At 71.4% G+C, this 18,818-nt stretch carries 20 protein-coding genes; 6 read left to right on the top strand and 14 right to left on the bottom strand.

Annotation, left to right across the window (positions count from 1 at the left end):
• Window positions 1-11: 11 nt before the first annotated feature.
• From rnc to QI633_RS07985, 7 genes are all read right to left on the bottom strand, one after another.
• Window positions 12-737, bottom strand: a complete 726-nt coding sequence (gene rnc, locus QI633_RS08015; protein ID WP_141801160.1) for a ribonuclease III — start codon at window positions 735-737, stop codon at window positions 12-14.
• Between the two features lie 41 nt (window positions 738-778).
• Window positions 779-964 (bottom strand): 50S ribosomal protein L32, encoded by a 186-nt coding sequence (gene rpmF / locus QI633_RS08010; RefSeq protein ID WP_028655951.1) that lies wholly within the window; start codon window positions 962-964, stop codon window positions 779-781.
• A 42-nt stretch (window positions 965-1,006) separates the two neighbouring features.
• Complete coding sequence (locus tag QI633_RS08005; protein WP_260806090.1) at window positions 1,007-1,531, bottom strand: DUF177 domain-containing protein; 525 nt, start codon at window positions 1,529-1,531, stop codon at window positions 1,007-1,009.
• 99 nt (window positions 1,532-1,630) lie between these two features.
• Window positions 1,631-2,116 carry a pantetheine-phosphate adenylyltransferase gene (gene coaD, locus QI633_RS08000; protein WP_141799627.1) on the bottom strand — a complete coding sequence of 162 codons (486 nt, stop codon included), beginning with the start codon at window positions 2,114-2,116 and terminating at the stop codon, window positions 1,631-1,633.
• Window positions 2,113-2,706, bottom strand: coding sequence for a 16S rRNA (guanine(966)-N(2))-methyltransferase RsmD (gene rsmD / locus QI633_RS07995; RefSeq protein ID WP_282428612.1), 594 nt, complete (start codon window positions 2,704-2,706; stop codon window positions 2,113-2,115). Before rsmD ends, coaD begins: the two co-directional genes overlap by 4 nt.
• Window positions 2,707-2,715: 9 nt before the next feature.
• A complete protein-coding gene (locus QI633_RS07990; RefSeq protein WP_282428611.1) occupies window positions 2,716-4,968 on the bottom strand; it encodes an ATP-dependent DNA helicase RecG in 2,253 nt (750 codons plus the stop codon).
• Between the two features lie 13 nt (window positions 4,969-4,981).
• Window positions 4,982-6,682: a DAK2 domain-containing protein gene (locus QI633_RS07985; protein ID WP_282428610.1), complete on the bottom strand. Its 1,701-nt coding sequence runs from the start codon at window positions 6,680-6,682 to the stop codon at window positions 4,982-4,984.
• 146 nt (window positions 6,683-6,828) lie between these two features.
• Here QI633_RS07985 and rpmB point away from each other — a divergent pair, with 146 nt between their 5' ends.
• Window positions 6,829-7,014 carry a 50S ribosomal protein L28 gene (gene rpmB / locus QI633_RS07980; protein ID WP_141799631.1) on the top strand — a complete coding sequence of 62 codons (186 nt, stop codon included), beginning with the start codon at window positions 6,829-6,831 and terminating at the stop codon, window positions 7,012-7,014.
• A gap of 277 nt (window positions 7,015-7,291) precedes the next feature.
• Here rpmB and QI633_RS07975 read toward each other — a convergent pair whose 3' ends face one another.
• Window positions 7,292-8,263: a thiamine-phosphate kinase gene (locus tag QI633_RS07975; RefSeq protein WP_282428609.1), complete on the bottom strand. Its 972-nt coding sequence runs from the start codon at window positions 8,261-8,263 to the stop codon at window positions 7,292-7,294.
• A 119-nt stretch (window positions 8,264-8,382) separates the two neighbouring features.
• On the opposite strand from QI633_RS07975, the gene QI633_RS07970 reads away from it, so the two are divergent.
• Entirely contained in the window at window positions 8,383-8,619 is a 237-nt protein-coding gene (locus tag QI633_RS07970) for an Lrp/AsnC ligand binding domain-containing protein (protein ID WP_141799633.1), read from the top strand.
• Window positions 8,598-9,086, top strand: coding sequence for a DUF3515 domain-containing protein (locus tag QI633_RS07965; protein ID WP_141799634.1), 489 nt, complete (start codon window positions 8,598-8,600; stop codon window positions 9,084-9,086). The genes QI633_RS07970 and QI633_RS07965 overlap by 22 nt, the downstream gene beginning before the upstream one ends.
• A gap of 19 nt (window positions 9,087-9,105) precedes the next feature.
• On the opposite strand, the gene QI633_RS07960 is transcribed toward QI633_RS07965, so the two are convergent.
• Window positions 9,106-10,230, bottom strand: a complete 1,125-nt coding sequence (locus QI633_RS07960; protein ID WP_141799635.1) for a D-alanine--D-alanine ligase family protein — start codon at window positions 10,228-10,230, stop codon at window positions 9,106-9,108.
• Window positions 10,231-10,254: 24 nt separating this feature from the next.
• On the opposite strand from QI633_RS07960, the gene QI633_RS07955 reads away from it, so the two are divergent.
• The gene (locus QI633_RS07955) at window positions 10,255-11,370 is read left to right on the top strand and encodes a PLP-dependent aspartate aminotransferase family protein (RefSeq protein WP_141799636.1); all 1,116 of its coding nucleotides are present in this window, start codon (window positions 10,255-10,257) and stop codon (window positions 11,368-11,370) included.
• 278 nt (window positions 11,371-11,648) lie between these two features.
• Window positions 11,649-12,740, top strand: a complete 1,092-nt coding sequence (locus tag QI633_RS07950; RefSeq protein WP_349016699.1) for an IS110 family transposase — start codon at window positions 11,649-11,651, stop codon at window positions 12,738-12,740.
• 579 nt (window positions 12,741-13,319) lie between these two features.
• Here the strand turns inward: QI633_RS07950 and QI633_RS07945 are convergent.
• The gene (locus tag QI633_RS07945) at window positions 13,320-14,324 is read right to left on the bottom strand and encodes an NAD(P)H-dependent glycerol-3-phosphate dehydrogenase (protein ID WP_141799637.1); all 1,005 of its coding nucleotides are present in this window, start codon (window positions 14,322-14,324) and stop codon (window positions 13,320-13,322) included.
• Entirely contained in the window at window positions 14,324-15,076 is a 753-nt protein-coding gene (locus QI633_RS07940) for a lysophospholipid acyltransferase family protein (protein WP_141799638.1), read from the bottom strand. The genes QI633_RS07945 and QI633_RS07940 overlap by 1 nt, the downstream gene beginning before the upstream one ends.
• Window positions 15,077-15,144: 68 nt before the next feature.
• On the opposite strand from QI633_RS07940, the gene cofC reads away from it, so the two are divergent.
• Window positions 15,145-15,795, top strand: a complete 651-nt coding sequence (gene cofC / locus QI633_RS07935; protein ID WP_141799639.1) for a 2-phospho-L-lactate guanylyltransferase — start codon at window positions 15,145-15,147, stop codon at window positions 15,793-15,795.
• A 63-nt stretch (window positions 15,796-15,858) separates the two neighbouring features.
• Here cofC and QI633_RS07930 read toward each other — a convergent pair whose 3' ends face one another.
• The 3 genes from QI633_RS07930 to leuC all read right to left on the bottom strand — a co-directional run bounded on the left by QI633_RS07930 (window position 15,859) and on the right by leuC (window position 18,768).
• Window positions 15,859-16,458 (bottom strand): HU family DNA-binding protein, encoded by a 600-nt coding sequence (locus tag QI633_RS07930; protein WP_141799640.1) that lies wholly within the window; start codon window positions 16,456-16,458, stop codon window positions 15,859-15,861.
• A 288-nt stretch (window positions 16,459-16,746) separates the two neighbouring features.
• A complete protein-coding gene (gene leuD / locus QI633_RS07925) occupies window positions 16,747-17,340 on the bottom strand; it encodes a 3-isopropylmalate dehydratase small subunit (RefSeq protein ID WP_282428608.1) in 594 nt (197 codons plus the stop codon).
• Between the two features lie 15 nt (window positions 17,341-17,355).
• A complete protein-coding gene (gene leuC, locus QI633_RS07920; protein ID WP_141799642.1) occupies window positions 17,356-18,768 on the bottom strand; it encodes a 3-isopropylmalate dehydratase large subunit in 1,413 nt (470 codons plus the stop codon).
• Window positions 18,769-18,818 lie beyond the last annotated feature (50 nt).

Raw genomic sequence — 18,818 nt, 5'->3', positions numbered from 1 at the left:
ATCCGCCGCGGTCAGCTGCCGGAGGTGATCGGACGGCCGTCGGCGTCGAGACCGAGGGAGGCGGAGATCTCGCCGTACGCCGTCTCGGCGGCGCCCTGCTCGGCCTCCTTCTTGGAGCGGCCGGTGCCGTTGCCGTAGAGCTTGTCGCCGACCCGGACCTGCGCGGTGAAGGTCTTCATGTGGTCGGGGCCGTCGTCCTCGATGACGTACTCGGGCACGCCGAGCGACTGGTCGGCCGCCAGCTCCTGCAGCGAGGTCTTCCAGTCGAGACCGGCCCCGAGCGCGGACGCAGCCTCGATGAGCGGGTCGAACAGCAGGTGGACGACGGTCGCGGACACGTCGATGCCGCCGCTGAGGTGGATCGCGCCGATGACGGCCTCGACCGTGTCGGACAGGATCGAGGCCTTGTCGCGACCGCCGGTCGCCTCCTCGCCGCGTCCCAGCTTGATGTGGGCGCCGAGCCCGATGTCACGGGCGACGCCGGCGAGCGCGCGGGCGTTGACGACGGCCGCGCGCAGCTTGGCGAGCCGGCCCTCGGAGAGGTCCGGGTGCGCCAGGTAGAGAGTCTCGGTCACCACGACGCCGAGCACCGAGTCGCCGAGGAACTCCAGCCTCTCGTTGGTCGGAAGACCACCGTTCTCGTAGGCGAAGGAGCGATGCGTCATCGCGCGCTCGAGCAGCTCGGGGTCCAGAGTCGGATCCCCGAGCGCTCGACGCAGCTCGACGTAGTTGGTGATGCCGCTGGCCTGACTCGACTGGCCTGGATCGACCGGGCGGGTCAGAGGACCTGGCGACGGTCGGCGCGCGCGCCGTACTGGCCGCAGGTGCCGCAGGCACGGTGCGGGAGGTGCTTGGCGCCGCAGGCCGGGTTGGCGCAGGTCACCAGCGACGGGGCGACAGCCTTCCACTGCGAGCGACGGTGCCGCGTGTTGCTGCGCGACATCTTCCGCTTCGGAACAGCCACTGTCTTCTCCTTGGTTCGGGTGCGCTCGGGGCGAGCGCCTCTTCAGTCCGTTGGGTCTTGCTTGAGCTCGGTCAGCGCCGCCCACCGCGGGTCGATCGCAGCCTCGTGCGTGTGGTCCGGCTCGTCGATGAGTCGCACCCCGCACTCGGGGCACAACCCGGGACAGTCGTCCTGGCACAAGGGCTGGAACGGCAGTGCGAGCACCACCGCGTCCCGCAGCACGGTCTCCAGGTCGAGCAGGTCGTCCTGGAGCATGCTGACCTCGTCGTCCTCTTCTGCTCCCTCGGAGTCACGGATGTCGTCGTAGACGAACAGCTCCTGGAACCGCACCTCGAACTCGTCGTGGATCGGCTCCAGGCACCGCACGCACTCACCCTCCAGCACGGCCGAGGCCGTCCCGGTGACGAGCACGCCTTCCATGACCGCCTCCAGGCGCAGGTCGAGCTCGACCGGCGCGCCCTCGGGGACGGAGAGGACTTCGATGCCCAGATCTGCTGGTGCCGGAACTGTCCGCGACACCTGACGCTGGGACCCCGGGCGGCGGCCGAGCTCGCGAGTGTCGAGCACGAGCGGCGCTCTCGGGTCCAGGGTGTTCAGGGGTTCACTTCCAGGTCCGGGCACAACAGATCAGGTCGATGTTAGTGGTGCAGGCCGAAGGCGGCCAAATCAGGCCTGACGTGCGGCGAGCTTCGCGGTCAGTCGCTCGTGCACCGCGGGGGTCACGAACTCGGACACGTCGCCACCCAGGGAGGCGACCTCCTTGACCAGGCTGGACGACACGTAGCCCAGGCTCGCGGTCGTCGGCACGAAGATGGTCTCGATGCCGGTGAGGTGAGCGTTCATCTGCGCCATCGGCAGTTCGTACTCGTAGTCGTTGCCGCCGCGCAGGCCCTTGACGATGGCGTGGGCGTCGATCTCGCGGCAGAAGTCGACGATCAGGCCGGTGAAGCCCATCACCGTCACGTTCGGCAGGTCCGCACACGCCTCGCGCAGCATCTCCAGGCGCTCGTCGGGGTCGAAGAGTCGCGACTTGGAGATGTTGGTGCCGGTCGCGACGACGAGCTCGTCGAAGAGTCCGGCGGTACGACGGAAGATGTCGAGATGGCCGTACGTGACCGGGTCGAAGGAGCCGGGGCACACCGCGCGGGTCATGGGGCGAGGCTATCGGCCGGGCCGGCCTCGGCGAGCCAGAGGTTCGTCTCGCCGTACTTCTTGAGGCGGCGCTTGCCGGGCAGCGGCTGCAGTCCGGTGGGCCACACCGGCTCCGGGCTGCGGCGCGAGCGCTCGGCGACCACCAAGGCGCCCTCGGCGAGCCAGCCGTGCTCGGCGAGGAGCGCGAGGTCGGTGGCGACCGCCTCGTCGGACAGCGGGTAGGGCGGGTCGCTGAACACCAGGTCGTACGACGCCCGGGCCGGCTCGGCGAGCACGGTGGCCACCGAGCGGGCCACCACCTCGGCGACGTCGCACCCGATGCTGCGGGCGTTGGCGCGGATCAGGTCAGCCGTGCGGCGATCGGCCTCGACGAGGGTCACGGCCGCGGCGCCGCGGGACCAGGCCTCGAGGCCGATCGCGCCGGAGCCGGCGTACAGGTCCAGGAAGCGCAGGTCGTGGAGCGAGCCGGCCCAGGCCTCGATCGCGGAGAACAGCGCCTCGCGCACCCGGTCGCTGGTGGGGCGGGTCTGGTCGCCCTTGGGGGTCTGCAGCCGGCGGCCGCCGGCGCGGCCGGCGATGATGCGGGTCATCGGCCTTCCTCAGGACTTGTCGACGAACTCGGCGAGCTGGGACTGCTCGAGGTCACGGACGGCGGCCGCGAGGTCCGGCGCCTGGCCCAGCTCCACGTCGGTGTCGAGCAGCCCCTCGGCGGCCTGGCGGGCCGTGACGATGGTGTCCTCGTCGCGCAGCACGCGCAGGTTCTCCAGGCTGGAGCGACCACCGGCCTGGGAGGCGCCGAGGACGTCGCCCTCGCGCCGCATCTCGAGGTCGATGCGGCTGAGCACGAAGCCGTCGGTGGTGGACGCGACCGCCTCCAGCCGCTCGCGCGACGGCGAGCCGGCCTCGGTGTGGCTGACCAGGAGGCACAGTCCCGGCAGGCCGCCACGGCCGACCCGGCCGCGCAGCTGGTGGAGCTGGGAGATGCCGAACCGGTCGGCGTCGAGGATCACCATCGTGGTCGCGTTGGCGACGTCGACGCCGACCTCGATCACGGTCGTGGAGACCAGGACGTCGACCTCACCGGCGGCGAAGGCGCGCATGGTGGCGTCCTTCTCGTCGGCGGGGAGCCGGCCGTGCAGCCCGGTCACCCGGATGCCGGACAGTGGCCCCTGGGCGAGCCGGCCCACCACCTCCTCGACGGCCGCGGCGGGAGGGCGCGGGGCCTCCTCGACCGGCGCGTCCTCATCACGGACGTCGACCGCGTCGACCTGGCCGGCCTCGTGCTCGTCGCCGGCGATGCGGGGGCACACGACGTAGACCTGGTGCCCCTTGCCCACCTCCTCGCGCACCCGCTCCCACACCCGGCCGATCCAGCCCGGCTGCTCGGCGAGCGGGACGACATTGGTCTGGATCGGGGCCCGGCCGGCGGGCAGCTCGGTCAACGTCGAGGTCTCGAGGTCGCCGAAGACCGTCATCGCGACGGTGCGCGGGATGGGCGTCGCGGTCATCACGAGCAGGTGCGGCGGCGCAGCGGCCTTGTCGGTGAGCGCGGCGCGCTGCTCGACGCCGAAGCGGTGCTGCTCGTCGACCACGACCAGACCGAGGTCGGCGAACATCACCTGGTCCTGGAGCAGGGCATGGGTGCCGATCACGATGCCCGCCTCGCCACTGGCGATCCGGGACAGCGGGCCGGTGCGCTGGGTCTTGGTCATCGAGCCGGTGAGCAGCTCGACGCGAGTGCCCTCCCCCGAGCCGAAGATGGTGCCGCCCTCCCCGAGGTCGCCGAGCATCGCGGCGATGGAGCGGTAGTGCTGCTGGGCGAGCACCTCGGTCGGCGCGAGCAGTGCGGCCTGGCCGCCGGAGTCGACGACGCGGAGCATCGCCCGCAGCGCGACCAGGGTCTTGCCGGAGCCGACCTCACCTTGGAGCAGCCGGTTCATCGGGTGCGGCTGGGCCAGGTCGTGCTCGATCTCCTTGCCCACCGACGCCTGGCCGGCGGTGAGCTCGAACGGCAGCCGGGCGTCGAAGGCCGCGAGGACCTCGCTCACTCCCCCGGTCCGCGCGGTCGCGCCCTCGGCCCGACGAGCCCGCCGACGTCGTCCGAGGACCAGCTGGGTGACCAGCGCCTCCTCGAACCGGAACCGGTGGTGTGCCTGCGCGACCTGGTCCCTGTCGTCGGGCTGGTGCACCCAGTCGTAGGCCTGCTGGATCCCGAGGACGTCGTACTCCTCGCGCAGGGCGTCGGGCAGCAGCTCGGCCACGGGTTCGAGCACCTGGCGGGCGAAGGTGACGGCGCGGGCGATGTCCCAGGTCTCGACGCCCTTGGTGAGCGGGTAGATCGGGAACAGCGGACCGAAGTCGAGCACGTCCTCGACGCCGTCGCCCTCCCCCTCGGCCTCGTCGCCCATCCCGAAGATCGTCATCGCCGGGTTGACCAGCTGCCACTGGTCGCGGAACCGGTCGGCCTTGCCGAGGAAGACGCCGCGGTTGCCGACGGCGACGCGGCGCGCCTGCCAGCCGGCGGTGCCCTGGTTCTTGGCGAAGAAGGTCATCTTCAGGGGCGGGCCGCCGGTGCGCAGCACCGCCTCGACGCGGTACGCCGTGCGGCCGGTGCGGCGGTCGCGGTAGTTCTTGATCTCGCACTCGGCGATCTCGCCGACGACGCAGAGCAGCTGGCCGATCCGCAGGTTGTCGATCCGGGTCAGCGACCCGGTCTCGAGGTAGCGCCGCGGGAAGTGGCGCATCAGGTCGCCGACCGTCTGCAGGCCGAGTCCTTCGGCGAACCGCTTGCGCTTGGCCGGTGTCGCCGCGCCGAGGACGGCGGTCAGCGGGGAGTCGAGGGTGATCGCCACGGATGCTGCTCTCTCATTCGACGGACATCAGGAGCGGGTAGCGCTCCTGGCCACCGTCGTACACCACGACGTCGACATGGGGGTGGAACTCCTCGACCCAGGCGGTCGCGCGCTCGGCCAGGCCCTCGCCGTCGACGCCGCTGACGATCGTGACCAGCTCGCCGCCGGCGGCCAGCAGGTGGGCCAGGACGATGAGCGCGACCGCGCCGAGCTCGTCGCCGACCACGGCGAAGTCGCCGGCGATGACGCCGAGCGCGTCGCCGGGCTCGCAGGGTCCGGCCATCGTCATCGCCTGGCGGGCGGCGATGGTCACCGCGCCGTGGCGCACGTGACGGGCGGTCGCGGTCATCTCGGTGACGTCCTGGTCGAAGGCGCGGCCCGGCTCGTGCACCGCCACCGCGGCGAGACCCTGCACCTGCGTGTGGGTCGGGATCACCGCGACCCGCAGGCCGTGGGCGCCGTGGTCGGCCTCGGCGGTGCTCGCGGCGGCCAGGGCCGCGCGGATGGTCGGCTCGTCGTTGGGCAGGACGACGACCTCACGGGCGCCGCAGGCCGTGATCGCCTCGAGCAGCTCGCCGGTCGAGGGACGCCGTCCGGGTCCACCGCGGACCACCTCCGCGCCCGCCTCCTCGAAGAGCTTCGCCAGGCCCGGGCCCGCCGCGACCGCGACCACCCGCCGACCGACGAGCGGGGCCGGGTGCTCCTGGTGGGGCTCGGTCTGGGCGGCGATCTGCTCGGCGAAGTGGGTGACCCGGATCCGGTGCGGACGCCCGATCTCCATCCCGGCCTCGATCGTGGCGCCGACGTCGTCGGTGTGGACGTGCACGTTCCACAGCCCGTCGCGCCCGACCACGACGACCGAGTCGCCGAGCTCGCCGAGGCGCTCGCGCAGCCGCGGGGCCAGGTCGTCGCCGGTGTCGAGGAGGTACATCACCTCGTACGCCGGGCCGTCCGCGCTCAGCTCGTCGCCCGCGTGCTCGACGTGGGGCACCGGGATGACGTGGCTGCCGAGGGGCGCGGTCACGGCGATCGGGCGGCGCCCGGTCAGCACGGTCTCGGCGGCGTCGAGGATCACCGACACCCCGCGCCCGCCCGCGTCGACCACGCCGGCCTGCGCGAGGACGTCGAGCTGCTCCGGCGTGTGGCCGAGCGCCTCACGGGCGGCGGCCGCCGCGGCGGTGAGCACGTCGCTGCTGCGGGCGCCGGGGTCGGTGGCGGCCGTCGTACCTGCGTCGGCGGCGGCGCGCATCACGGTCAGCATCGTGCCCTCGACCGGCTCCCCCACCGCGGCATAGCTCGCGGTCGACGCCTCCTGCAGCGCCTCGGACATCACCACGGCGTTGCGCTCGCCGGGGTCGGCCGCGGCGATCCGGCGGGCGGCCGCACCGAGCATCTCGCTGAGGATCACCCCCGAGTTGCCGCGGGCGCCGAGGAGCGCGCCGCGGGCCAGAGCAGCGAGCGGCCCGTCCGCGTCGGTCGCGTCGTCCGGGTGGTCGGCGTGCTCGCCGAGGGCCGTGCGGATCGCGTCGCGGGCGGCGACGACGGTGAGGTACATGTTCGTGCCGGTGTCGCCGTCGGGCACCGGGTAGACGTTGAGGGCGTCGACCTCCTCGCGCGCAACCGCCAGGGCGTCCACCGCGATGTCGACGAACCGGACCACGGACGAGAGCGCAATCCCGCTCCGCCCCTCCCCGGGCGCCGTCCGCTCGTCCATCGGGGTCACCCTAGCCGGGCGGGGAGGAACCTCGCCGATTTCGGCCGGTGCGACCGTGTCGGCTATTCTCTTCCGGTTGCCCGAAGCGCCTTCTGAGCGCGCGGGCTGCCCGTGAACCTTAGATCCGCGATCCAGGAGTGACAACCATGGCCGCCGTGTGCGACATCTGCGACAAGAAGCCGAGCTTCGGCAACAACCGGCCGTGGTCGCGCAAGATCACCAAGCGCCGCTTCAACCCCAACATCCAGCGCGTCCGCGCGGTCGTCAACGGCACCCCCAAGCGCATGAACGTGTGCACCGGCTGCCTGAAGGCCGGCAAGGTCTCCCGCTGACCTGAGCTCTTTCCCCATCGGCCCGCCGCGATCTGCGGCGGGCCGATGTGTTTTTGGCCGACCCGGCGCGAAGTGCCACCCGAATTGCGCTGACCCGGCGCGAAGTGGTGCGCAGATTGCGCTGACCCGGCAGAAAGTGGCGGGGCGCACCGGCGCTGTCGGCCACTTTCTGCCGGGTCGACGCGATCCGGGAGCCACTTCGCGCCGGGTCGGGGTGACGCGGACGCTACTTTCTGCCGGGTCGGCGTGATTCAGGAGCCACTTCGCGCCGGGTCGCTCAGAAGTGGGTCCAGCCGGTCGGGCCGTCGTAGGCACCACCGTCGACGGTGACCGGGAGGTCGCCGCGGGCGCTGACCGACCCGATCCGGGTCCAGCCGTCGGGCAGGGCGACGTCGGGCGGGAAGGTCGCGAGCAGGGGGTGGTCCTCTCCCCCGCCGAGGATGAACTGCAGCGGGTCGGCGCCGGTCGCCTGGCCGACGGCGAGCAGCGGCTCAGGTACGTCGAAGGCGGCGGTCTCGACATCGATGCTGACGCCGGAGTCGTCGGCGAGGTGGCGCGCCTCGGCGAGCAGGCCGTCGGACACGTCGATCATCGCGGTCGCGCCGGCCTGCGCGGCGACCGGCCCGGCGTCGTACGGCGGCTCGGGGCGGCGGTAGGCCTCGACGAGCACCCGCGGCGAGCGGAACCCGCGCCCCAGGACGGCGAGGCCGCCGGCCGACCAGCCCTGGCGCCCGCACAGCGCGAGCACGTCACCGGGCGCCGCGCCGGAGCGCAGCACCGGAGAGACCGTGCAGGCGCCGAGGGCGGTGACCGAGACGACGACCTGGTCGGCGCGGGTGACGTCGCCGCCCACGAGCCCGGCGCCCACGAGGGCGCACTCCTCGGCGAAGCCGCGGGTGAAGTCCAGTGCCCACTGGGCCGGCAGGTCCGCGGGTGCGGCCAGGCCGACGGTGAGCCACTGGGCCCGGCCGCCCATGGCGTTGATATCGGAGAGGTTCTGCGCGGCGGCCCGGCGCCCGACGTCGTACGCGTCGACCCAGTCGCGCCGGAAGTGCCGCCCCTCGACCAGTACGTCGGTCGACACGACGACGTGGCCCTTGCGGACCCGGAGCACGGCTGCATCGTCCCCCGGACCCAGCAGCACGTCCTCACCGGGCGCGGTGGCGGCGACCAGCTCGCCGATCCGGGCGATCAGCCCGAACTCCCCGAGGTCCGCCAGCGTCGTGTCCGGGTCGAGCGCGTCAGCCATGCCCCCATCCCACCAGACGTACCCACGGGTAGGTTCCTCGGCTCGCGAGTTCTGTTCCGCCGGGGGCGCGCGGTAGGTTGAGGCGTTCCACCACACCAATCCGGCGGGAGCGTGACCCCATGACGGTGCAGGCCTACATCCTGATCCAGACCGACGTCGGCAAGGCGGCCGAGGTCGCCCGCGAGGTCGGCGGGATCGCCGGCGTCACGCTGGCCGAGGACGTCACCGGTCCGTACGACGTGATCGTGCGCGCCGAGGCCCGCAACGTCGACGAGCTGGGCAAGCTCGTGGTGTCCAAGGTGCAGAACCTCGAGGGCATCACCCGCACGCTCACGTGCCCCGTCGTCCACATCTGAGGCTCGCGGGACTCGCCCTGCCCCTCGCCGTGCTGGTGGCCGGGTGCGGCGGGCCGGTGCGGGTCGACGTACCCACGCTGTCCGATGCGGACCGGGCCGCCTGCGACGCGTTCGCCGCTGAGCTGCCCGCGACCCTCTACGACGAGGAGCGCGTCGACATCGAGCCGGCCGACGCCCCCGCGGCGGCGTACGGCGATCCGGCGATCGTGGTCCGCTGCGGTGTCGGGAAGCCGAAGGGCTTCGACCTGACCGCGTCCTGCGAGTCGGCCGACGGCGTGGGCTACTACATCCCCGACGAGCAGTACGACGACCAGGACCTCGACCTCACCCTGACCGCCGCCGGCTACCGGCCACGGGTCGAGGTGAGCATCCCCGCGCGCTACCGGCCGAATGCCGGGCCGGCCGCGATGGCGGTGCTGGCGCCGCTGATCAAGAAGCACCTGACGCTGGTCGACGACTGCAACTAGGGCAGCCCGTGGGCGGTGTCTAGCGCAGGCCGGTGTCGCGCTGCAGGGCCAGCGTGAGCAGTCGGTCGACCAGCTCGCCGTACGACACCCCGGTCGCGGCCCACATCTGCGGGAACATCGACAGCGGCGTGAAGCCGGGCATCGTGTTGAGCTCGTTGACGACCAGCGAGCCGTCGGGCATCAGGAAGAAGTCGACGCGCGCGAGGCCCTCGCAGCCGACCGCGGTGAACGCGGCCGCGGCCATCGCCCGCATCCGCTCCTCGACCCCCTCGGGCAGGATCGCGGGGACGTCGAGCTCGGTGTGCTCCTCGGGGAGGTACTTGGCCTCGAAGTCGTAGAACTCGTGCTCGCCGGTGATCCGGATCTCCGCGGGCAGGCTGGTCTCGACGCCGCCGTCGAGGGCCTCCAGGACGCCGCACTCGATCTCGCGGGCGCCCTCGGCGGAGACCTCGACGAGGACCTTCGGGTCGTGCTCGAGGGCACCGTCGAGCGCCGCGTCGATCTCGTCCGGCTTGTGCGCCTTGGCGATGCCGATGCTGGAGCCGCCGCGGGCGGGCTTCACGAACAGCGGGTACCCGAGCGCCTCGACGCGGTCGCGGACCGCCTGCGGGTCGGCCTTCCACTCGCGGGCGGTCACCGTCACGCTGGGCATCACCGGCAGGCCGGCGTCCTTGAGCACGACCTTCATGAACGCCTTGTCCATGCTGACCGCGGACGCGAGTACGCCGGAGCCGACGTAGCGGACGTCGGACATCTCGAACAGGCCCTGGATGGTGCCGTCCTCGCCCCACGGGCCGTGTAGCAGCGGGAAGACGACATCGACGTCGCCGAGGGCCCGCGGCGTCTCGGCCGGCTCGCTGACGACGAGCCCGGTGCCGTCGCTGGTGGGGGCGAGCGCGACGGCCGCGCGGTCGCCGTCGACCGACGGCAGCTGGCCGGGGCCGGTGATCCGGTGCCGCTGCGGGTCGTCGGCCTCCAGCACCCAGCGCCCGTCGGTCGCGATGCCGATGGGGACGACGTCGTACTTCTCGCGGTCGATGGCCTGCAGCACGCTGCCGGCGGTCACGCACGAGATGGCGTGCTCACTGGAGCGGCCGCCGAAGACGACAGCGACGCGGACACGGCGGCCGGTGGGAGAGCTCATCGGCGATGACCCTACCTTTGGGACATGTCCGGCCCCGAGTCCGCACCCCGCCCGCCCCGCCAGCTCCACCCCGCGACAGTCGCCGTCACGGCGGGCCGTCCACCGCACGAGCCTGACGAGCCGATGAACGTGCCGATCACGATGACGTCGACGTACGGCGCGACCGGCGACCTGGAGTACGGCCGGTACGGCAACCCCACCTGGGCGGCGTTCGAGGACGCTCTCGGCGCGCTGGAGGGCGGCCGGGCACTGGCGTTCTCGTCGGGCATGGCCGCGGTGACCACGATCCTCGACCTGGTCGGCATCGGCAGCAGCGTCATCGCGCCGCGGCACGCCTACAACGGCTCGGTGACCGCGCTCGCCGACGCCGAGTCCCGGGGCCGACTGAAGGCGACCCTGGTCGACATCACCGACACCGCCGCCGTGATCGCCGCGATGGAGGCCGACGAGGACTGTGGCCTGCTCTGGCTGGAGTCCCCCACCAACCCCGCCCTGGAGATCGCCGACATCCCCGCGCTGTCCGCGGCCGCCCACGAGCTCGGCATCCGCGTCGTCGTCGACAACACCTTCGCCACTCCCCTGCTCCAGCAGCCGCTGTCCCTCGGCGCGGACATCGTCGTGCACTCGGCGACGAAGTACATCGCCGGGCACAGCGACGTGCTCATGGGCGCGATCGTCGTGCCGTCCGAAGGGACCGACGACGAGGTGTACGGCGCTCTCAAGGGCCGCCGGGACCTGGCGGGCGCCGTACCGGGTCCGTTCGAGGCCTGGCTCGCCCTGCGCGGCCTGCGCACCCTCCACGTCCGCCTGGAGCGGGCCGCCGCCAACGCCGCAGAGCTGGCCCGCCGCCTCGCCGACCACCCGTCCGTCGAGGAGGTCCGCTACCCGGGCTTCGGCGCGATCGTCGCACCCGTGCTGGCCGGTGGCGCCGACGCTGGAGACTTCCTGGTCCGCGCCACCTCGCTGTGGGTGCACACCACCTCCCTCGGTGGCGTCGAGTCGACCTTCGAGCGCCGGCGCCGGTGGAAGCTCGAGCCGGCGACGATCCCCGAGGGGCTGGTGCGCCTGTCCGTCGGGATCGAGGACGTCGAGGACCTGTGGGCCGACCTGAAGCAGGCGCTGGACCGCATTAACGCGTGAGGTCACGCGGGGGCTCGGGCCGATGCGCTTCGTGAGCGACTCACGGTGTTGGTTTGGCGCTCGCTTCGCTCGCGCATGTCGGGCGCCCTTTTGACGCGTGATCTTCCCTCGCTGCGCTCGCTTCCTCGCTGGCGCTCGGTCGCTCGCTCCGCTCAGACCGTATGAGGTGACTGCCTCGGTTTGAGGTGGTTGCGGGCCGGGGCCTCTCTTGCGCATGTTCGTGGGTTACCGAGCAGGGGCCGCCTGCTCGGCCTATCCACAGTCGTAAGGAGGCCCCGGTGATTGTTGAGCGTACGAGTGTTGGGCTCGATGTGCACGCACGGTCGGTCGTGGCGACCGGTCTGGACTCGGTGACGGGCGAGGTGTTCAAGACGACCCTCGTGCCAGCCCAGGAGGAAGTCATCAAGTGGTTGCGGACCCTGCCTGGTCCGGTCGCAGCCACCTACGAGGCCGGCCCGACCGGGTTCGGGCTGTACCGGGCGTTGACCGCGGCCGGGATCCGCTGCGAGGTCGCGGCTCCTTCGAAGCTGACCCGCCCTTCGGGCGATCGGGTCAAGACCGACGCCAAGGACGCGTTGTTGCTGGCCCAGTTGTTGCGGGTCGGACAGATCACCAGCGTGCGGGTGCCGACGGTGACCCAAGAGGCCGCGCGTGACCTGGTCCGGGCACGCGAAGACGTTCGTGTCGACCTGCTCCGGGCCAGGCACCGGGTGTCCAAGCTGCTGCTGCGCCACGGGCACGTCTACTACGGCGGGCGGGCGTGGACCGGCGTTCACGAGGCGTGGCTGCGCCGGATCCGGTTCGACCTGCCCCACCAGGCCGGCACTCGTGCGGCCTATGAGGCCGATCTGGAAGCGGTCGCGTTCGCGGTGGCTCGCCGCGACCGGCTCGACGCGACCATCACCGCGATGGCTACCGAGTCCGAGTTCACACCGATCGTGCGCAAGCTGTGGTGCCTGCGCGGTGTCTCGACGTTGACCGCGTTCGCGCTCGCGGTCGAGATCGGTGACTGGGAACGGTTCACCGGTGCCAGCATCGGCGCCTACCTCGGACTGGTGCCGTCCGAGCACTCCAGCGGCCAGTCGCGCCGCCAAGGGAGCATCACCAAGGCCGGCAACACCCACGTCCGACGGCTGCTGGTCGAGGCGGCCTGGCATCACCAGCGTCGCTATCTGGTGGGCAAGACCCTCCAGGCCCGCTGGGACCAAGCCCCCGCAGCGGCCCGTGCGCGTGCCCATGCCGGGAACCAGCGGCTTCACCAGCGCTGGGTCACGATGAGCGCCCGGAAGAAGAAGCACACCGTGGCGAGCACCGCGATCGCGCGTGAGCTGGCCGGCTGGTGCTGGTCCCTGGCCACCCTGCCCGATTGAACTGCCCGACTGACGCCCGGCCCCTGAAGCTTCTGGCCCGGACCGCCGACTCGTCGACAGCAACGTGCTGGAGCCGACCCGCGCCTGGACTGTGAGCCACGCACCGGCCAACGACCTTGTTCGTGCCGTGTTCGTGACGCTCGACCTCAGACACCAGCGCAGCGCTCCCGCCGAATCGCGGCCCTGCGGTAACCAACCCGCGCATATCAGTCTGACCACGTGCGTCGACAGACCCGCTCAAAACGAACCGGCACCCCCAGGCCAGAACAGAAGCGCCGCCACGACAACCAGCCGTGGCGGCGCTTCACCCTGCCACTTGACAGGAAAGACCTACATATCAGTCCAGATCACGCGGGGCGCCCGACGGGATTCAGCTGAATGAGACTCGCATGTGCACGACGTTCAGCCGAGCCCGTCGCGCCGCCCGCCGTTTCTGGACGGAGGAGCGAGCGAGGAACGAGCGAGCGGGGGAGGAAGAAACGGCGTTGGCAGGCGGCGCGACATGCGCGAGCGAAGCGAGCGCCAAACAAACACCGTGAGTCCATCACGCAGCGCATCGGGCCGAGACAACCCGACCAGTCAGGACAACTCAGCCTTGGTGTCACGAGAGATGAACGCGTCCATCAGCTGCGACGTGGTGAGCCGCCCCTGCACCACCTCGTCGACCGCGTCCACGATCGGGGCGTCGACACCTGAGCGCGCGGCGAGCGCGCGCAGCGAGGAGCAGGACTTGGCGCCCTCGGCGACCTGGCGGGTCGAGGCGTAGATCTCCTCGACGCTCATGCCCTGGCCGAGCTTCTCGCCGAAGGTGCGGTTGCGCGAGAGCGGCGAGGAGCAGGTGGCGACGAGGTCGCCGAGGCCGGCGAGGCCCATCAGGGTGAGCGGGTTGGCGCCGAGGTTCATCGCGAGGCGGGCGGTCTCGGCGAGGCCACGGGTGATGAGCGAGGCGGTGGTGTTGTCGCCGAAGCCCTGGCCGACGGCCATGCCGACGCAGAGGGCGACGACGTTCTTGTAGGCGCCGCCGTACTCGCAGCCGAGGACGTCGACGCTGGTGTAGGGCCGGAACGCCGGCGAGTGGAGCCGGTTCTGGAGCATGGTCGCGACGTCCTCGTCGGCGCAGGCGACGACGGACGCGGCGGGCTCGCGGCGGGCGATCTCGCGGGCCAGGTTGGGTCCGCTGACGACGGCGATCCGGCTGGCGCCGATGTCGCCGACCTCCGCGATCACCTCCGACATCCGCTTGAGGGTGCCGAGCTCGACGCCCTTCATCAAGGAGACGAGGACGGCGTCGTCCTCGACGTACGGGAGGAAGGTCGGCAGGTTGTCGCGCAGCGACTGCGAGGGTACGGCGAGCACGACGACATCGGCACCGGCGAGCGCCTGCTCGGGGTCGTGGGTCGCGGTGATCCGCCGCGGCAGCTCGATGCCGGAGAGGTAGTCGACGTTCTCGTGGCGCTCGTTGATGGAGGCCGCGACCTCCTCGCGGCGGGCCCAGATGCACACGTCGTTGCCGGCGTCGGCCAGCACGATCGAGAACGCCGTCCCCCAGGAGCCGGCGCCGAGCACCGCGATCTTGTTGCCCATCAGCTCGCCGCCTTCTTGTTCTTCTTGAACCTGTCGCCGTGCACGGCCATGTCGTAGCGCTCGGGCGGCGCGGTCTCGCCGCGCACCAGCTCCAGCTCGTGGGTGATCGCCGCCATGATGCGGGCTGTCGCCTCGTTGACGACCGCGCTGGTGCGCTCCTTCGCGCGCAGGTCGTCGAGCACGACGGGCGCTCCGACGCGCATCACGACCTCGTGACGAGGGACGAGATGGGGACGCTTGGTGTACGGCGCCAGGATCTCGTGGGCGCCCCACTGCCCGACCGGGATGACCGGGCAGCCGGTCTCGAGGGCGATCCGCGCGGCGCCGGACTTCCCCTTCATCGGCCACATGTCGGGGTCGCGCGTGATCGTGGCCTCGGGGTAGATCACGACGCACTGGCCGTCGCGCACGGCGTCGACCGCCGCGGCGTACGCACCGACGGCGTCCTTCGTCTCGCGCCGCACGGGGATCTGGCCGGCGCTGCGCAGGAAGAAGCCGAGCGCCTTGTTGTCGAACAGGCCGGACTTGGCGAGGTAGCGCGGCTTGTAGCCGTGGTCGTAGACGAGGTGCGCGGCAGTGAGCGGGTCGACGTGGGAGATGTGGTTGAGCGCGATGATGAATCCGCCGCTCTCGGGGATGTTCTCGCCGCCGATCCACCGGCGCCGCGTGGTGGCCAGGAGCGTGGGCTTGATGATGGGTACGGCGATGTTGAAGGCCCAGCCCCGCTTCTCCTGCAGCTTCCGCACGCTCACGAGAATGCAGGTTACCGGTCAGTGACACCGGCCACGGCCGGGCACGACCCACCTGTCAGGATTCAGGGGTGTTCACCCGTCCGGGCTCCTTCGCCGTGCTGCTTCCGGTGAAGTCCCCGGGCACCGGGAAGTCCCGGCTCTCGGCCCTGCGCGACGCCGACCGGGCGCGGCTGGCGGCGGCCTTCGCGACCGACGTGGTCGACGCGTGCCTGAGCACCGACGGCGTGGCCGGAGTGCTGGTCGTCAGTGACGACGCCGCTTTCGCCGCCACGCTCGCCGCACGGGGCGCGGCCACCTGCCCCGATCCGGGCGGCGGCCTCAATGCGGCGTTGCGGCACGCGGCTGCCCACCTGCACGACCGGCGCCCCGACCTGCGGCCGGTCGCGCTGTGCGGCGACCTGCCATCACTCCTCGCTGCCGATCTCGCGGCGGCGCTCGCCGATGCGGCGTCCGACCCCGGGCCGTGCTTCGTCCGCGACGCCGACGCGACCGGAACCACGCTCTACTGCGCGGCGTACGACGACTTCGAGCCGCGCTTCGGAGCGGGATCGGCCGCTGCCCATGCGGCTTCCGGAGCGCGGGCGCTGGCCGGCGAGCTGGCGTCCCTGCGCCGCGACGTCGACGACGTCGACAGCCTGGCCGGCGCGATCGCGCTCGGGGTCGGGGACTCCTCGGCCGCGGTGCTGCGCGCGATCGGCCTGCTCCCACGGGGGTCCTGAGACGACGAACGGGCCGCACTCCGTGAGGAGTACGGCCCGTTCGGGGTGATCGGGAAGGAGGCGTCAGGCCTTCTTCGCGGTCTTCTTGGCGGGAGCCTTCTTGGCCGGGGCCTTCTTGGCCGGGGCCTTCTTGGCCGGAGCCGCCTTCTTCGCGGCGGGAGCCTTCTTGGCGGGGGCCTTCTTGGCCGGAGCCGCCTTCTTCGCGGCCGGAGCCTTCTTGGCAGGCGCCTTCTTCGCCGGAGCCGCCTTCTTGGCCGGAGCCGCCTTCTTCGCGGTGGCGGCGGCCTTCTTGGCCGGCGCAGCGGCCTTCTTGACCGCGGCGGTCGCGGCCTTCTTGGCCGGAGCAGCGGCCTTCTTGGCCGGCTTCGGCAGCGGGGCCAGCTTCTTGGCACCGGAGACGACGTTCTTCAGGTCAGCGCCGGCGCTGAACTTCGGAACGGCCTTCTTCTTGGTCTTCACGCGCTCGCCGGTCTGCGGGTTGCGGACCCAACGGGCGTTGCGGACGGCCTTCTCGAACGAGCCGAAGCCGGTGATGGCGACCTTCTCGCCCTTGGCGACCTGACGGGTGATCGTGTCGAGAACCGCGTCGAGGGCGTGGGCCGCGTCCTTGCGGCTTCCTTCGAAGCGGTCGGCCAGCGCGTCGATCAACTGAGACTTGTTCACTACCTGTCCTTCCGAAACGCCGCGCTGGGCGTCCCTTGAGCTGATGCGGCCGAGCCCTCGCCCAGCCGTCCTTTCATGGGAACGCTAGGCACTAGTAGGCACACTCACAATCACCACGCCGAAGTTGGTACGTCTTTTTTCGCGATTTCAGCGCTATTTCGGCTGTTTCGGGCCCTATTTCGCCCCTGAGCGCCCCTCGGCGGCCATCGCGACGAATGCGGGAAAGCCGACGGGCCGACCCGCGAAAGTCGCGGATCGGCCCGTCGTAGAGCGGTTTTCAGCGTGTTCTCAGGCGTGCTGGGTGACCGGCTTCCAGCTCGGTCGGCCACTCTCGTACGCCGCGATGTCGGCCTCGTTGCCCAGCGTGATGCCGATGTCGTCGAGTCCGTTGAGCAGGCGGTGGCGCGTGTAGTCGTCGATGTCGAACGGCGCGACGAGGTCGCCGCAGGTGACCGTGCGGGACTCGAGGTCGACGGTGATCTGCGTGGTCGGGTCGGCCTCGATCGCCGCCCACAGCTGCTCGATGACGTCCTGCTCGACGGGGACGGACAGCAGTCCGGCCTTGCCCGAGTTGCCGCGGAAGATGTCGGCGAAGCGGCTCGAGAGGACGACCTTGAAGCCGTAGTCCATGAGCGCCCAGACGGCGTGCTCGCGCGACGACCCGGTGCCGAAGTCGGGACCGGCGACGAGGATCGTGACGCCCTGGTACTCGGGCTTGTTGGCCACGAACTCCGGGTCGTTGCGCCAGGCGGCGAACAGGCCGTCCTCGAAGCCGGTGCGGGTCACGCGCTTGAGGTAGACCGCCGGGATGATCTGGTCGGTGTCGACGTTGCTGCGGCGCAGCGGGAGCGCCGTACCGGTGTGGGAGGTGAACTTCTCCATGTCGCTGTCTCCTTCTCAGACCAGCTCGGCGGACAGGTCGGCCGGCGAGGCCAGCGTGCCCTTGACGGCGGTGGCGGCAGCAACGGGGACGGACACCAGGTGCGTGCGTCCGCCCTTGCCCTGCCGGCCCTCGAAGTTGCGGTTGGACGTGGAGGCGGAGCGCTCCTGGGGCTTCAGCGTGTCGGGGTTCATGCCCAGGCACATCGAGCATCCGGCACCACGCCACTCGGCACCGGCCTCGATGAAGACCTTGTCGAGGCCCTCCTCCATGGCCTGGTTGCGTACGCGCACCGAGCCCGGCACGACGAGCAGGCGGGTGCCCTCGGCGACCTTGTGGCCCTTGATGATGTCGGCGGCCAGGCGCAGGTCCTCGATCCGGCCGTTGGTGCAGGAGCCGACGAAGACGGTGTCGACCTTGACCGAGCGCAGGGGCTGGCCGGCCTCGAGGCCCATGTACTCCAGCGCCTTCTCGGCGGCGAGCTTGTCCGAAGGGTCCTCGAAGTCCTCCGGCGACGGGACGTTCGCCCCCAGGGGTGCGCCCTGGCCGGGGTTCGTGCCCCAGGTGACGAACGGCGTGACGTCGGCCGCGTCGATCACGATCTCCTTGTCGAAGGTCGCGTCGGCGTCGGTGACCAGCGTCCTCCAGTGCGCGACGGCGGCGTCCCACTCCGCGCCCTTCGGCGCCTCGGCCTTGCCCTCGATGTAGGCGAAGGTCGTCTCGTCCGGCGCGATCATGCCGGCCTTGGCGCCCCACTCGATGGACATGTTGCAGACCGTCATCCGGCCCTCCATCGAGAGCGCCTCGATGGCGTCGCCGCGGTACTCGACGATGTAGCCCTGGCCGCCACCGGTGCCGGTCTGCGTGATCAGGTAGAGGATCAGGTCCTTGGCGGTGACGCCCTCGGCGAGGCTGCCGTTGACCGTCACGGCCATGGTCCTCGGCTTGGCCTGCGGCAGGGTCTGGGTGGCGAGCACGTGCTCGACCTCCGACGTACCGATGCCGAAGGCGATGGCACCGAAAGCCCCATGGGTGCTGGTGTGCGAGTCACCGCACACGATCGTCATTCCGGGCTGGGTCAGGCCGAGCTGCGGGCCGACGACGTGGACGATGCCCTGCTCGACGTCGCCGAGCGGGTGCAGCCGGACGCCGAACTCCTCGGCGTTCTTGCGCAGGGTGTCGACCTGGGTCTTGCTCACCGGGTCGGCGATCGGCTTGTCCCAGTCGAGCGTCGGGACGTTGTGGTCCTCGGTCGCCAGGGTCAGGTCGGGGCGGCGCACCTTGCGCCCGGCCAGGCGCAGGCCGTCGAAGGCCTGCGGACTGGTGACCTCGTGGATGAGGTGGAGATCGATGTAGAGGAGGTCCGGCTCCCCCGGGGTCGATCGGACGACGTGCTCGTCCCACACCTTCTCCGCCAGGGTCTTGCCCATGACTCGCTCCTCCTCGTTCGGGTCGTCGACGCGCCTGTGCTGTCGACCGT

Source organism: Nocardioides sp. QY071 (assembly GCF_029961765.1).
GTDB lineage: Bacteria > Actinomycetota > Actinomycetes > Propionibacteriales > Nocardioidaceae > Nocardioides.
This window is presented reverse-complemented; position numbering and strand designations above follow the sequence as displayed.